Source organism: Methanoregula sp. (assembly GCF_002835825.1).
In the GTDB taxonomy this organism is placed as follows: Archaea; Halobacteriota; Methanomicrobia; order Methanomicrobiales; family Methanospirillaceae; genus Methanoregula.
Map to the genome: position 1 here is coordinate 1 of NZ_PIZH01000017.1, position 12593 is coordinate 12593.

At 56.5% G+C, this 12593-nt stretch carries 18 protein-coding genes; 8 read left to right on the plus strand and 10 right to left on the minus strand.

Annotation, left to right across the window (positions count from 1 at the left end; translation table 11 throughout):
- Positions 1-12: 12 nt before the first annotated feature.
- Positions 13-606, minus strand: coding sequence for a flavodoxin family protein (locus CW742_RS01330; protein ID WP_292415622.1), 594 nt, complete (start codon positions 604-606; stop codon positions 13-15).
- Positions 607-730: 124 nt separating this feature from the next.
- On the opposite strand from CW742_RS01330, the gene CW742_RS01335 reads away from it, so the two are divergent.
- From CW742_RS01335 to CW742_RS01350, 4 genes are all read left to right on the plus strand, one after another.
- A complete protein-coding gene (locus CW742_RS01335) occupies positions 731-970 on the plus strand; it encodes a hypothetical protein (protein ID WP_292415624.1) in 240 nt (79 codons plus the stop codon).
- A 105-nt stretch (positions 971-1075) separates the two neighbouring features.
- Positions 1076-1201, plus strand: coding sequence for a desulfoferrodoxin FeS4 iron-binding domain-containing protein (locus CW742_RS01340; protein WP_292415625.1), 126 nt, complete (start codon positions 1076-1078; stop codon positions 1199-1201).
- A gap of 3 nt (positions 1202-1204) precedes the next feature.
- Positions 1205-1642 (plus strand): carboxymuconolactone decarboxylase family protein, encoded by a 438-nt coding sequence (locus CW742_RS01345; RefSeq protein WP_342764851.1) that lies wholly within the window; start codon positions 1205-1207, stop codon positions 1640-1642.
- 106 nt (positions 1643-1748) lie between these two features.
- Positions 1749-2396, plus strand: coding sequence for a DUF5591 domain-containing protein (locus CW742_RS01350; protein ID WP_292415627.1), 648 nt, complete (start codon positions 1749-1751; stop codon positions 2394-2396).
- Between the two features lie 54 nt (positions 2397-2450).
- On the opposite strand, the gene CW742_RS01355 is transcribed toward CW742_RS01350, so the two are convergent.
- Positions 2451-3224, minus strand: coding sequence for a GNAT family N-acetyltransferase (locus CW742_RS01355; protein ID WP_292415629.1), 774 nt, complete (start codon positions 3222-3224; stop codon positions 2451-2453).
- A 119-nt stretch (positions 3225-3343) separates the two neighbouring features.
- Here CW742_RS01355 and CW742_RS01360 point away from each other — a divergent pair, with 119 nt between their 5' ends.
- Positions 3344-3958 carry a flavodoxin family protein gene (locus CW742_RS01360; RefSeq protein ID WP_292415651.1) on the plus strand — a complete coding sequence of 205 codons (615 nt, stop codon included), beginning with the start codon at positions 3344-3346 and terminating at the stop codon, positions 3956-3958.
- Between the two features lie 7 nt (positions 3959-3965).
- A complete protein-coding gene (locus CW742_RS01365) occupies positions 3966-4571 on the plus strand; it encodes a flavodoxin family protein (protein ID WP_292415631.1) in 606 nt (201 codons plus the stop codon).
- A gap of 7 nt (positions 4572-4578) precedes the next feature.
- On the opposite strand, the gene CW742_RS01370 is transcribed toward CW742_RS01365, so the two are convergent.
- Complete coding sequence (locus tag CW742_RS01370; protein WP_292415633.1) at positions 4579-5241, minus strand: peptidase M50; 663 nt, start codon at positions 5239-5241, stop codon at positions 4579-4581.
- A 96-nt stretch (positions 5242-5337) separates the two neighbouring features.
- Between CW742_RS01370 and CW742_RS01375 the strand changes: the two genes are divergently transcribed.
- Positions 5338-5622, plus strand: a complete 285-nt coding sequence (locus tag CW742_RS01375) for a chorismate mutase (protein WP_292415634.1) — start codon at positions 5338-5340, stop codon at positions 5620-5622.
- A gap of 129 nt (positions 5623-5751) precedes the next feature.
- Positions 5752-6957 carry a C45 family peptidase gene (locus CW742_RS01380; protein ID WP_292415635.1) on the plus strand — a complete coding sequence of 402 codons (1206 nt, stop codon included), beginning with the start codon at positions 5752-5754 and terminating at the stop codon, positions 6955-6957.
- A gap of 67 nt (positions 6958-7024) precedes the next feature.
- Here the strand turns inward: CW742_RS01380 and CW742_RS01385 are convergent, their stop codons facing one another.
- The 7 genes from CW742_RS01385 to CW742_RS01415 all read right to left on the minus strand — a co-directional run.
- Positions 7025-7648 carry a 2'-5' RNA ligase family protein gene (locus tag CW742_RS01385; RefSeq protein WP_292415636.1) on the minus strand — a complete coding sequence of 208 codons (624 nt, stop codon included), beginning with the start codon at positions 7646-7648 and terminating at the stop codon, positions 7025-7027.
- A gap of 68 nt (positions 7649-7716) precedes the next feature.
- Entirely contained in the window at positions 7717-8682 is a 966-nt protein-coding gene (locus tag CW742_RS01390; protein WP_292415637.1) for a cytochrome c biogenesis CcdA family protein, read from the minus strand.
- A 113-nt stretch (positions 8683-8795) separates the two neighbouring features.
- Complete coding sequence (locus tag CW742_RS01395; protein WP_292415639.1) at positions 8796-9194, minus strand: hypothetical protein; 399 nt, start codon at positions 9192-9194, stop codon at positions 8796-8798.
- Positions 9195-9251: 57 nt separating this feature from the next.
- Positions 9252-10124, minus strand: coding sequence for an acetylglutamate kinase (gene argB, locus CW742_RS01400; RefSeq protein ID WP_292415641.1), 873 nt, complete (start codon positions 10122-10124; stop codon positions 9252-9254).
- Positions 10121-11281, minus strand: coding sequence for a bifunctional glutamate N-acetyltransferase/amino-acid acetyltransferase ArgJ (gene argJ / locus CW742_RS01405; protein ID WP_292415643.1), 1161 nt, complete (start codon positions 11279-11281; stop codon positions 10121-10123). Before argJ ends, argB begins: the two co-directional genes overlap by 4 nt.
- Before the next feature lie 14 nt (positions 11282-11295).
- On the minus strand, positions 11296-12288 hold the full coding sequence (gene argC, locus CW742_RS01410; protein WP_292415645.1) for an N-acetyl-gamma-glutamyl-phosphate reductase: 993 nt from the start codon (positions 12286-12288) through the stop codon (positions 11296-11298).
- Between the two features lie 81 nt (positions 12289-12369).
- Positions 12370-12593 (minus strand): ADP-ribosylglycohydrolase family protein (locus CW742_RS01415; protein WP_292415647.1); only part of this gene is annotated, 224 nt, incomplete at its 5' end.

Consider the following 12593-nt stretch of genomic DNA (forward strand, 5'->3'; position numbering starts at 1 on the left):
AGGATAATCAGTTCAGGGATTGAACGCTTTCCCGAGAGCAAGGCCTTTGTTGTATGCGGCATCCAGCAGTTCCGGGTGCCGGGTGACATCGACAAGGGTGTCCATGTCGTTGATAAGCAGCTCGTCTGCGTATTGGCAGTCGATGATGTCACAGAACGCTTTCGTTGTGAGCCGGGCGCCGACAAAGGTCTCCGGGATCTTCATGCCGGAGATGCAGATGAAGAGCGCACGCCGGGTCGCCCGTTTCTCCGCGGGAACGAGCGATTCGTTCCGGAGATACTTGGCCATGTAGAAGACCTGGCAGCGGTCCATGAAGGACTTGAGCTTGCCGGGGATGCCCATGCACATGATCGGCGTTGCGATGATGATGCCGTCCGCATCCCGGATCTTCGGGTAGAGCTCCTGCATGTCATCGTCCATGGTGCAGGTCTCGTGATCCTTGCAGAAGAACATCTCCTGGCAGTCCTCGAAACAGAGGGTTGCAAGGTTGATCTTCTCGATGCTGCAGCCTGCATCCTCTGCCCCTTTGAGCGCCCGGTCGAGCAGCCGGGCAGTATTTCCTTCAGGTAGCGGGCTCCCAAGGAACCCGATGATCCGGCCGGCCATACTACCACTTGTGGAAAAGAGGACATATAGTTTTGCAAAATATCCCTGCCGCCCCGTCGGAGACTTTCAACCGGGACTGGTATAAACACAACCCATATATATCATTCCGCCAGAGTGAAGGTTGGTGGTCCTTTTGACCGAACAGAAAACCTACAATGCCGGCCAGAAAGTCGGCCCTGGCAAATATGTCTGCATCGACTGCGGAAAAGAGATGACGCTCGACAAGAGCGAGCAGGACCTCCGGAAGTGTCCGGCCTGTGCCTGCGAAGAGTACCAGTGCTTCCCGATGACCCACATCCGCCCGGACATCAAGTCCGCAGAGGATGTCAAGAACCCGCCCAAGCGGGGCAACAGCAACGTCTGAGCCCCACATTTTTCTTTTCGCACCGACCGTGTGAACGCTGGTGCCCGGCCGGGGATCCCCGGCCCTGAAATGCGTACCAGGACCAGGCAGGATCAGGGAGATGAAATGGTGAATGTTTCAAAGGAAGGACAGGTCTTCATGTGCGAGATCTGCGGTAACGTTGTTGTAGTTAAGGAGGCCGGCGGTGGAGAACTGATCTGCTGCGGCGAACCCATGGTTTTGGAGGAGTAAACAATGGTAGTGAAGAAGAAAACTGTCAGAAAAAACCCCACAAAAAAACCGGTGGTAAAGAAAGTCCCGGCAAAAAAACCGGCGGTGAAGGCAGCAGCGGGAAGGGGACTGAAGAAACTTGAGACGAAGATCGGCAAGGTGCCGAAGTTCTTCAAGGAACTGACCACGAACGAGCCCGAGATGTTCAACCTGGTGATGCGGTTTGAGGAGCACATCTGGGACGACGGGGCGGTCTCGAAGAAGACCAAGAAGCTGATTGCCATCGCGATTGCTGCGGCCCTCCGGGACCAGCACGCGGTCCGCGCCCAGCTGGCCGGTGCGGCAAACCTTGGCGTCACCAAGAAGGAGATCGAGGAGGCACTCCGCGTCACCTTCCTCCTCTCGGGCATGCCGGCCTACGTGTACGGCAAGGCCCAGCTCGACGAAGTGATGAAGAAGTAACGAGAGCCGGACAGGGCTCTCCCGTTCTTTTTCAAAAATTCCTTTTTAAACCGGGCGCTTGATCGCGGGTTTCATCTGCTCCCATGACAATCTCGTAGAGAATACGATGGCGGATGACAGCCCCGGGTATGGGAATGGCGATAAGATGCCGATTCTCACCGATCCCCCCTTCTATCTTCCGGAGTTCGAGCAGTCGTACCGTTACATCATCGACGAGTACGCTATTGCGCCACGGGACATCGCCATTTTCATGCCCTGTGCAGTCCGAAAACCGTACAGCGCAAGCCCAAGCCACCAGCTGATCCGGATGGTCATCTCGCAGGTCTTCTCGGAGCCGCAGTACCATATCGTTATTTTCGGGACCTGCGGCATTGTCCCCCAGGAACTCGAGGAGATGTACCCGTACGCCCACTACAAGTACATGCTCGGGAAGTGCAAAGATCCAAAGATCCTCGAAGACTTCCTCCGCATTGAAACTGAGAGGGTTGCGGGATACCTGGAGAAGACAAAAGATACCTACCAGTACCGGATCGCGTACTGCATCGGGCTCTTCCGCGAGGCGCTGATCCGCGGGTCGGAAAAGTCCGGCGTGAAAATCGACCTCATCCTCCCTACCCGCGACATGATCAACAAAGTCATCGAGGAGGGAGACTGTGTCTTCGAGGAGGGCAGCCTCTCGATGGACGAGTACCTGGGCGAATTCACCGACGAACTGATCCGGTTCCGGAATGCGCATTACGGGAACAGCCGCTGACCCGCGTGGGATACTGGCAAACGCACAGGGAAGCTGACCGCAGGTTCCCGCTCATTATTCCCGGGCAAGAACCGGTTTCATAACCCGGTCAAAGGTGCGGTCATCGTAGAGGAACTCATGGGTGACCAGCTTTCCCTTGTAAAAGACCGAGTGGAGTGGAAATGCTGTCGGGGCGTCACGGGCTTCCGCCTGCGTAGTGATGGGATGGACGACAAAGGGCAGCCCATGCCGCTTTGCAACCTCTGCCTCTGCTACATTCACGTAATATTCGTTATACGGGCACTGGGCCGTGTAGTACACGGTGATTCCCCCGGTGTTCGGGCATGCCGGGTGTTTCGGTGCGGCCCTGAACCGGGGGAGCGGGGAGTCTTTTTTCATCCGTTTCACCAGCAGCTCAAAATAGGGTGGCGCGGTGTCGCACACTTCATACCCGTACTGTTCGAAAAACTTTTTGTCCGCCATGAACGGGCGTTTTTTTGCACTGGAAACAACGACCACCCCGTTCTCTGCTTCTGCTTCGCAGGACGCGAGAAGCTCTTTCCCAAAACCGTGCCCCTTGTATTTGCCTGAAACCCAGAAACAGGAAATGGCAAGGTACCCGGGAGCATCGAGCGGCGCCCATGCCTGTTCCGCAGGTGTATATTCGATGAAGACCTTCGCTTTCGCATCCAGCTTCCGGAAGACAAAGCCCTTGTCCAGCTGGCCGCGTATCCATTCCTTTTTTCCGGCAACCCCCGCTGCCGCTTTCGAACCGGCAAAGGCGCAGCAGATATGTTCCCGGTCAAGATTCTCCGGTGAGAGCGTGATGAACTGGCTTTCAGGCTTCATGATACTCATGGATCCATACTCCTGAAAGGATAATAAACGCCGTGATTGCAGGGTGTGAAAGTGCTTTGGCCTGTGCGCTATCCAATTGTTTTTGAACACGGATGACGTAGAACAGAATGATGACGATCAAGGTCCTTGCCTTTGCCGGGAGCCCGCGGCGGCACGGGAACTCGGAGACGCTGCTTGACTGGGTGCTTGCCCCGATGGCAATGGACCCGGAAGTAACCGTACAAAAGGTCCCGCTCACCGAGGCAAATATCAATATCTGCCGTGGGTGCAATGCCTGCGAGAAACTGAACAAGTGCGTCCAGCGCGACGGGATGGACACCTACCACGACAAAATCATTGAGGCGGATATCATCCTTCTCTCCTCGCCGATCTTCTGCATGGGGATTGCTTCCCTGCCAAAAGCCCTCATCGACCGGATGCAGGTCTTCCGGTCCCGGAAGTACGTGCTCAGACTCCCTGTTGTCCCTCCCGAGCGGAGGGGTAAACGCCTCGGGGCGTTCCTCTCAACTGCCGGCCAGGACTGGCCGCATGTCTTCGATGCTGCTATTCCGTCCGTCAAGTGTTTTTACCATGTCATCGACATAAAGGACGCGGACATCAGTTACCTCATGATCAATAACGTGGACGAGAAGGGCGCTATTGATAAACACCCGACAGCAAAAACCGATGCCGAGAAGCTCGGGAAAACCCTGCTCGCCGAGATCAAAAAACGGCTCGCTGAATGAGGATACCATGACCATCACCGTTCTTGGTATATCAGGAAGCCCCCACCGGCACGGGAATACCGAGACCCTGCTCGACAGCTTCCTGGACGGGGCGAAAGCCGCAGGTGCGGCAGTGGAAAAAGTCGTCTTAAAGGACCTCGATTACTCGGCCTGCCGGGGGTGCAATGCCTGCCACAGGGATGGCAACTGCATTGTGAAGGACGATGCCGTCCCGCTCTTCGAAAAGATGATGGCTGCCGATATCGTGGCCGTGGCATCGCCGATCTACAGCATGGGGATAACGGCCCAGCTCAAGGGCTTCATCGACCGGGGGCAGTATCTCTGGGCCCGGCGGTTCGTCACAAAGACACTGGAGTTCTCTCCGGAGCATATTGCCCGGCACAAGGGGATCTTTATCTCGACAGCGGGGCAGAACTGGGACCATGTCTTTGACGGGGCATACCCCTCACTTACCGCCCTGTTCCACGATGCAGGGTTCGACTACTATGACAATATCGTGGCCAACAACATGGACCAACACAAGGGGATTAAGAACCACCCGACCTCCCTGAAAGAGGCATTCGATAAGGGGCAGAAGGTCGTTGTCCTGCTGAAGGATAGGAAAAAAGAGTGAGGGGTGCTCAGATCAGCATCCAGAGGTGGTAGTACGCAGCAACGAGCGTGCCGAACGCCGCGATGATGAGCACGAAGAAGACGGGGATGTTCCACGCAAACACTTTCCTTCCGTCAAGGATGCTGATGGGCAGGAGGTTGAAGGCTGCAATCATCGCGTTGATCTGCACCCCGGCAATGCCGAGCATGGCAAGAAGGTTGCCGGCAACCAGCCCTGATTTGCCCCCGGCAAGGAAGAAGAGCGCCGCAAAAAGGACGCAGAGGATGAGGTTCACGACAGGCCCGGCAGCGGAGATGATCCCATCCTCCCTCTTTGTCAGGGGTCTCCCGTCACGGGAGTAGATGACCGTTGCACCGGGTGCCGCAAACACAAAGCCGGCCAGCGCCGCCATGATGACTGCTACAAGGAGCATGGTGTTGTCCTTGACAAACTCCGCCCAGTATCCGAACCGGATCGCCACGAACTTGTGCGCCATCTCGTGGAAGATGAACCCTATACCGACCGTCAGGAGGGAGATCCCGAAATAGATGAGGGCCATTATCGGGCTGATGGCGTTAAAGGAGCCCATCAGGCCGTACGGGGTGATATTGATGATGGTGAATGATACTGCAATGGCTATCCAGGCAATAAAAAGGTCCGCCTCTTCGCGCCGGCTGATACGTTCAAGCATGGTGACACCGGGACTCGTGGTTTGATTCCCGTATGTTCTTTGCTGTCCCGCTTCGTAAGCATTACGTTTATGCAAAAGGGGAGACGAGTACATGGTATGTCCCTCGACCATGTCCGTAACGAGATCGCGAAGGTGGACCGGGAGATCATCGCACTCATCGCGAAGCGGCAGGAGCTGGCAAAAAGCGTTGCGGCCATCAAGATACGCGAAGGCATTCCAATACACGATGGCAGACAGTCACAAAAGGTCATTGCATCAGTCTTTGACCGGGCGGTCGAGAGCAGGATCGACCCGGTTGCCGTCCAGAAGATCTTCGAGATCCTTATTGCCATGAGCGAGGAGCGCCAGCGGGAGTGCTCCGGCGACGGCAACCTGCCCTGATCCCGCATTTTATCACTATTTTCCCGACTATTCACCAGAAAGCGCCTGCCCGTCTTCGATTATCCGGCCTGCTGGTGCACGGGACTGCAGATCAAAGGAATTATTTAGAAACAGATAATGAGAACGTGTATGAAACTCCCTGTCCTCTTCATCACACTCTTTTTGTTTATCAGTACCGCTTCTGCACTCTCCCTGCCCGGGGTGCCAGCTGGCACACAGCATGGTACACCGGACCTTGTGTACGTTGCTTCATTCGAAGGCGGGCACCGGTTCCAGGCGGGCGAATACCCGGTCATCGTTCTCTCCGGCAGCTACCGGGAGATGGGCCGGCAGTACGGGAAACTCATGAAACCCGAGCTGAACGAAGAGTACGCGTTCCTCATCGGTACACTCGCAACAAGAGAATACAGCCAGGAGAGGGCCCGGGCTGAAGGGCGGAATATCACGGCATTCTACCCGCAACGCCTGAAGGAAGTCTTCATCGGGATGTCGGAGACCTCGGGGCTGACCGAAGAGGACATCGCCATCCTTTACTACGGCGCAATCTTCCAGCTCATGACAAAACCCCCGGTCCCGGTTTCATGCTCGTACCTTGCCACCTGGGGAGACTACACAACGGACGGCTCCGTTATTGCCTCCCGCAACTGGGACCTGGACGACGAGGTCATGCCATTCACGAAATGGTATGTCCTGACGGTCTACCGGCCCACGGATGGCAGTAATGCTGTTACAACCTGGAGCCCGGCCGGAATGAGGCCGGAGACCTTCATGAACAGCAGGGGGCTCTTCATAGCGAATGACAACTCCGGTATCCTTGATGACGCACCAGAACCACGCCCGGAATTCGTAACTGAATTCTACCGGTTTATGTTTGATTACTCGGACCTGCAGGCACTTGACGCGGGTATCCGCGGCACCAGCCCGGATACCGGGTGGATCGTGGATGTTGCAGGACCGGACGAGGCGTTCGTGTACGAGAAAAGGACCAACCGGACACTGCAGAGGTCAGGTAACGGCATTGTTGCAGCCGCGAACCATTTTGTTGACCCGTCCTGGAACCTCCCTGCCCCTCCTGAACACTCCCTCTCCCGCTACAATAACCTCCTCCGGCTTGCCACAGAGGCAAAGGGATCGATCGATGCAGTGAAAATGATGCAGATCCGCGACGTGTGTCTCGAGAATGGCGGGGCAAAGTTCTGCCACTCGCTGCTCTTTGGCAGTAAGTACTCGTCCAATCACCAGGTCATCTTCGTTCCCGAAACGCGGGTACTCTGGATGAAGGCCATGGACCGGCCCTGGCAGAAGGTCGAGCTGGCACCGCTCTTTAACAACTGATAGAGAACCGACTCCCCCTTTTTACAATCTGCTGCACCGTTCGCGGGGCCGGTATTGGATTTCCCGATCATACCCCGTTCCCGTCAGACCATACCTTCAGGATATCGAGATCGCGCTTTTTCGTTGCCCTGCTCATCGCCTGGGCCCGGGTCAGCATCCGTTCCTGGAGGAAATCGTACTCGCAGACGATCCGTGAGTTACGGAGCAGGGTTGCGCGGATCGGGTGGTGCCGGAAGATCACGTCCTCCTGCCGGTTGACATACCATTGTACTCTCCGGAACGTGAGCCAGTCGAGCTTCATGGCAAGCGTTGCATGGAACCGGAAATCTTCAGCAGGGACGAGATCGTAATCCCGCAGCGAGCAGTACGGTGCAAGGGCCTGCGACAGGGAGTAACGGAACTGCTTCAGGGTTTCATCGGGAGTCACGGTGACATGGACTACCCGCGTATCGCTAAAAACACCATATCCCCCGAGATCGTAGTTCGGGACCTTTCGTACACCCGAGCAGGTCCTTGTGAAATCCGCCACCAGCCGTTCTTCGTTGTCCGTGGAAAATGGACCCGCAAGGGTGATATGGGGTGCGACCAGGTAGTTTTCAAGCCGGAACTGGTCCCTGAGGCGGTTGGAGAGATCGCTGATCTGCTGTTTCACCGGTCCCATCAGGCGGATGTCGATCAGGTAACGGGTCATGTCCCAAGGCACTCCCTGTCATGCACCCGGTCGGATGGAACTGCGGTCATGAGAAAAATGGTGGGAGATTACCCGAACCACCCGAGGAATACCACGATGCCAAGCGCGATTAGGACAATGCCGATCACAAGCCGGAGCGCCCGTTTGTGTTCCGTTCTCCAGCTGTCCGCCTTCTTCACGGACATGCCATATGCTGCAAGAAGCGTGACAAGCACGAGCGGCAAAACGAAGATGATGTTATACAGCAGGAGGTAGGGCAGGCCTTCGGAGAAGGTCAGGCTCCGGCTCATCAGGGCAAGAATGCTGATGTAGATCCCGCCCGTGCAGGAGAACCCGAGAAGTCCTGCCAGCACGCCGAGAACGAACGCCGCGGGAATCGAGGCGAGGCGGATGTACTGCGCCATGAGCCCCTTGCCAGACTCAGAGACGGAGAGGAAGAATGTCTCCCTGTTCCGTACCACATCAGTCAGGGTTATCAGTCCGAGGATGACTGCAACCGTTGCACCGAGAAGCGAGAAGGCTTTTGAAAGACCGGAGAGTGTGACAAACGAGAAGATCCCTATACCCATGAGGAGATGGAAGAGGAAGATCGCGGCGATGTACGATCCGCCGATGAGAAGGATTCTCCTCCGGTTTGCGGCTGCGGCTATCGAGATAAGAAGGAAGATCAGTACCGAGAGTGCGCAGGGGTTGAGGCTGTCGATGAGCGCCGGCACAACGACCATCTGCGGGGTAAGGGTCGTGGCCGGTTCACAGGAAACTGCAGGTGCTGATGGGGCGGGAGCAGTCGCGTTGCACGAGGCAATCCGCTTCTTTTCAAGAAGGATGGTTTCCTCGAGGCGGGCGATGATGGTTGCATCACCGGCTAGCACGGTATCGCCGATAACAATCAGCGGGATGCCCGCATTCTGCAGGGCGTGCTGCCGGCTCATCTCCGCAAACTTCTGCTGGTTGGTCTGGTTGTACCAGATTTCCAGCGCTTCGACCTGAAGTTCGGGATATTTACCCTGCATGCGGGAAAGAACGGGTTTCACATTTTCGCAGTGAGTGCACCCGTTGCCATAGAAATAGAGGATACCGATAGTGCCAGAAGAGAGAGGGGGCTGTGTCGCAGGGGCGGCAGCCTCATCCAGGGGTGCGAGCCGGCTCAGGCTTTTTTTTTTAGATGCTCCTGGATAAGTCCCTCAAGGTTTGCCGGGATCTCCAGTTCGCCCGAAAGGACGGTTTTCCCGCTGATAACCTCAGGGACTCCGGCGTATTTTACCCCGGCGGCGCGGTTAGCCTCCTGGTATATCCTCTGGTTGCTCGGGTTATGCCATACCTCCAGGATCCGGATGTCGGCTTCCGGGTATTTTTGGGTCATGTTCTTGACAAACGGCATGATGGTGTGGCAGTGGGGACATTCCTCACCATAGAAAAAGTAGATGGTTGCCGGGGTGCTGCTTTCCTTATCCAGCGTGGCCATCGTACCAGTGAAGAGAAATGCCATGCTGGCAATAACCACGATCGCAAGGACGGCGATGACGATTTTTATGATCTTATCCATATCTGGAATTCCTTAAGCACTGTTTCATCTGATTGGTATTAATGACTCTTTAAAAAATCAGGAGAGGGAGATCATCGTCCCGACGCCATCATGCGTGAAGAGCTCGAGGACGAGGTTGTGTTCCGTGTTCCCATTGATGATGTGGGCATAGCCGACACCGCTCTCTACAGCCTTCATGACCGACTGGACCTTCGGGATCATACCCTCGCCAATGGCACCGGATTTCTGGAGATCGATTGCTTCACGGATGGTGAGTTTCCGGTAGACTTTGGTCCTGCCCTTGTCCATGACCCCGTCAACGTCTGTCATGTTGATGAGCTTGTGGGCCTTCAGGGCAATCGCGATATCCCCCGCCGCGGTATCGGCGTTGATGTTCAGGTTGCCGCCGAACCGGTCGATGGCAATCGGGGCAACAACAGGGATATAGCCGGTGTCAAGAAGAGTATTCAGGAGGGACGGGTCGATCCATTCAATCTCCCCGACATGGCCGAGATCGACTTCCTTCTGGACACCGCCAACATTCACTTTCTGGAGATCCATCTTCTTAGCAAGGATGATATTTCCGTCGCTGCCAGAGAGGCCGACACCGCGGGCGCCGCACTTTGCGATCAGCGACACAATGTTCGCATTGATCTTCCCGACCAGCACCATCTGGGCGATCTCCAGCGTCTCCGCGTCCGTCACCCGGAGGCCGCCGACAAAGACGGATTCCTTGCCCATCTGCTTCATCTTCTCGCTAATCTCGGGACCACCACCGTGGACGAGGACCACGCGGATCCCCACATAATGAAGGAGGACCGCGTCCCGGATCGCGTTCTCCAGCACCACGGGGTCGACCATTGCATGGCCGCCAAGCTTGATGACAATCGTCTTGTTGTGGAACTGCTGGATATACGGCAGTGCCTCCATGAGGACGTCTTCGCGCTTCATGTTGTGTACTTCCCGTTGATCTCTACATACTTCTCGGTGAGGTCGCATCCCCATGCGGTTGCCTCTGCTTTTCCGGCCGCAAGGTCGAGGTTGAAGACCACCTTTTTGCCACCCATCGCTTTCTTGGCAGCGGCGAGGTCGGCAATGATCTCCCCGGACTTCACCAGCGGGTACTGCTTGTTGCCGCCATTGCTGATCCAGAGCGAGACCGCATCCGGATCGAACTTCACGCCAGCCCGACCAGCTGCGGCCACCACGCGGCCCCAGTTGGGATCTTCGCCATAGACTGCAGTCTTGACGAGCGGTGACTCGATGACTGTACGGGCGACCTTCTCGGCATCGTCCTCTTTCTTCGCCCCGGTCACGGTGATCTGGAGCAGTTTGGAGGCGCCTTCGCCATCGCGGGCGATCTGTTCTGCCAGCATGCGGCAGCACTCTTCGAGTGCTCCCGAGAACTCCTTCGCGCCGACCTTCCCGGCCTCACCAGTGGCCGTGCAGATGGCAATATCGTTCGTGCTCGTGTCACCGTCGACAACGACACGGTTGAACGACCGCCGGGTTGCCTGCTTCAGGGCGCCCCTGAGCTGTTCTGCATCGACCTTTGCATCGGTGTAGAGGAAGGCGAGCATGGTCCCCATGTTCGGGGCGATCATGCCACTACCCTTGCAGATCCCGCCAACCGAGAATCCTTCCCGCTCCACGAGGGCGTGCTTGGGGAAGGTATCGGTCGTCATGATTGCCCGGGCTGCCATAATCTCCGCTTCCTCGGTACGGTTGATCTTCGGCGCAACTTCCTCGCACTGGTGCCGGATCAGGGGCAGGTCAAGGTACCGCCCGATGACACCGGTGCTTGCAACACCGATCCGTGACGGTTTTTTCCCTAAAACTTCCCCGGCATATTCCGTCATGGTCACGGCGTCCGCGTAGCCGCGTTTGCCCGTGTAGGCATTGGCACACCCGCTGTTGACGATGACGGCCTCGAGTTTCCCGGCCTTGATCTGTTTCCTCATCAGCTGGATCGGCGCTGCTTTCACCAGGTTCTCGGTGAAGACGCCCGCTGCCGTTCCTTCTGCTTCGATGAGCGCAAGGCCGTACTTTCCTTCCTTCATGCCCCAGGCGTTTACCCCGGGAACTGCGCAGATACTCTGGTATGACATATCATGACCCCCCCTTACGGGAACAACCCGGCGCCGGTCAGGCCGTCATTCTCCTTGAAGCCGCACATCAGGTTCATGTTCTGGATTGCCTGTCCGCTTGCACCCTTGACCAGGTTGTCGATTGCAGAGCAGGCAACGACACGCGTGCCTTCGCTCTCGACCATCACGTCGCAGAAGTTGCTGCCCCGGACTGCAGCGAGAATGGGTTTCTGGTAGCGGACGAAGTACTCGTTCTTGTAGAATTCCTGGTAGAGCTTCTCCACTTCTTTCTGCTCCATGGGTTCGTTCAGGAGAATGTGCGCTGTTGTCAGGATGCCGCGGTTGACGGGAACGAGGTGGGGGGTGAAGTAGACGTTTGCTTTGGAGCCAAGGAATGCTATCTCCTGCTTCATCTCGGCGAGATGGCGGTGGCTCGTCCACTTGTAGGGCCCTACATTGTCACCCACGTTAGGGTAGTGGGTTGTTGCCGAAGGGTTGTCGCCCGCCCCGCTGACGCCGGTCTTGGAGTCGAAGATGATGTTGTTTGCATATTTTGCGAGAGGTGCAGCTGCGAGCGTGGCTCCGGTCGGGAAGCAGCCGGGATTCGAGACGAACTTTGCGTTGATGCAGTCCCTCCGGTGGAGTTCGGGAATGCCATATGGGGCTTCGAAATAATCGGTATGGAGCACACCGTACACTTTTTCAAAGATCTCCTTCCGCAACCGGTAATCTGCACTCAGATCAACAACTTTGATACCACGGGAAAGAAGCTTTCCGGCATAGGCCATTGCAGCGGTATGGGGAACTGCAAGGAATGCTACATCCGCATCAATATCATCCACCTCAGGATTTGAAAAATTTAAGAGAGGTTTATAGAATCCTTTCAGCTGAGGATGTACATCCTCAAGAGGTGTGCCTGCCAGTTTGCGTGATGTGACGCAGGTGACTTCGGCTTGAGAATGGTATTGGAGCAGCCGGCAGAGCTCTCCGCCGGCATACCCGGATGCCCCGACAATCGCAACTTTCATGCCAGTACTATCCGACCCTCAAAACTTAAGTGTTATTCAACCAGCTTTTCCGGAACGGGAAAAAAGGAGAGACTGCGGGAGTCATGCGCCCGCTTTGTGCGAATAGAGCATATGGAGCCGCTGCCCGAGGAGCTCGATCCGGTCGCGGTCCTCAAGGCCTTTGATAAGGTCTTCCGGCAACGCGTCCATACCTTTTGCTGCACCGAGATATGCGCCGCAAATGAGGGCGATGGTATCGGTGTTTCCCCCGGTATTGGCGGAGACGGTCAGGAGGTCCGGGGGGTGTGAATACCGGCTGATGAGGG

Excerpts from the sequence above, each read along its gene's own strand:
- CW742_RS01330 (WP_292415622.1), bottom strand. The coding sequence starts at position 606 with ATGGCCGGCCGGATCATCGGGTTCCTTGGGAGCCCGCTACCTGAAGGA.
- CW742_RS01340 (WP_292415625.1), top strand. The coding sequence starts at position 1,076 with ATGGTGAATGTTTCAAAGGAAGGACAGGTCTTCATGTGCGAGATCTGC.
- CW742_RS01345 (WP_342764851.1), top strand. The coding sequence starts at position 1,205 with ATGGTAGTGAAGAAGAAAACTGTCAGAAAAAACCCCACAAAAAAACCG.
- CW742_RS01350 (WP_292415627.1), top strand. The coding sequence starts at position 1,749 with ATGGCGGATGACAGCCCCGGGTATGGGAATGGCGATAAGATGCCGATT.
- CW742_RS01355 (WP_292415629.1), bottom strand. The coding sequence starts at position 3,224 with ATGAAGCCTGAAAGCCAGTTCATCACGCTCTCACCGGAGAATCTTGAC.
- CW742_RS01360 (WP_292415651.1), top strand. The coding sequence starts at position 3,344 with ATGACGATCAAGGTCCTTGCCTTTGCCGGGAGCCCGCGGCGGCACGGG.
- CW742_RS01365 (WP_292415631.1), top strand. The coding sequence starts at position 3,966 with ATGACCATCACCGTTCTTGGTATATCAGGAAGCCCCCACCGGCACGGG.
- CW742_RS01370 (WP_292415633.1), bottom strand. The coding sequence starts at position 5,241 with ATGCTTGAACGTATCAGCCGGCGCGAAGAGGCGGACCTTTTTATTGCC.
- CW742_RS01375 (WP_292415634.1), top strand. The coding sequence starts at position 5,338 with ATGTCCCTCGACCATGTCCGTAACGAGATCGCGAAGGTGGACCGGGAG.
- CW742_RS01380 (WP_292415635.1), top strand. The coding sequence starts at position 5,752 with ATGAAACTCCCTGTCCTCTTCATCACACTCTTTTTGTTTATCAGTACC.
- CW742_RS01385 (WP_292415636.1), bottom strand. The coding sequence starts at position 7,648 with ATGACCCGTTACCTGATCGACATCCGCCTGATGGGACCGGTGAAACAG.
- CW742_RS01395 (WP_292415639.1), bottom strand. The coding sequence starts at position 9,194 with ATGGATAAGATCATAAAAATCGTCATCGCCGTCCTTGCGATCGTGGTT.
- argB (WP_292415641.1), bottom strand. The coding sequence starts at position 10,124 with ATGAAGCGCGAAGACGTCCTCATGGAGGCACTGCCGTATATCCAGCAG.
- argJ (WP_292415643.1), bottom strand. The coding sequence starts at position 11,281 with ATGTCATACCAGAGTATCTGCGCAGTTCCCGGGGTAAACGCCTGGGGC.
- argC (WP_292415645.1), bottom strand. The coding sequence starts at position 12,288 with ATGAAAGTTGCGATTGTCGGGGCATCCGGGTATGCCGGCGGAGAGCTC.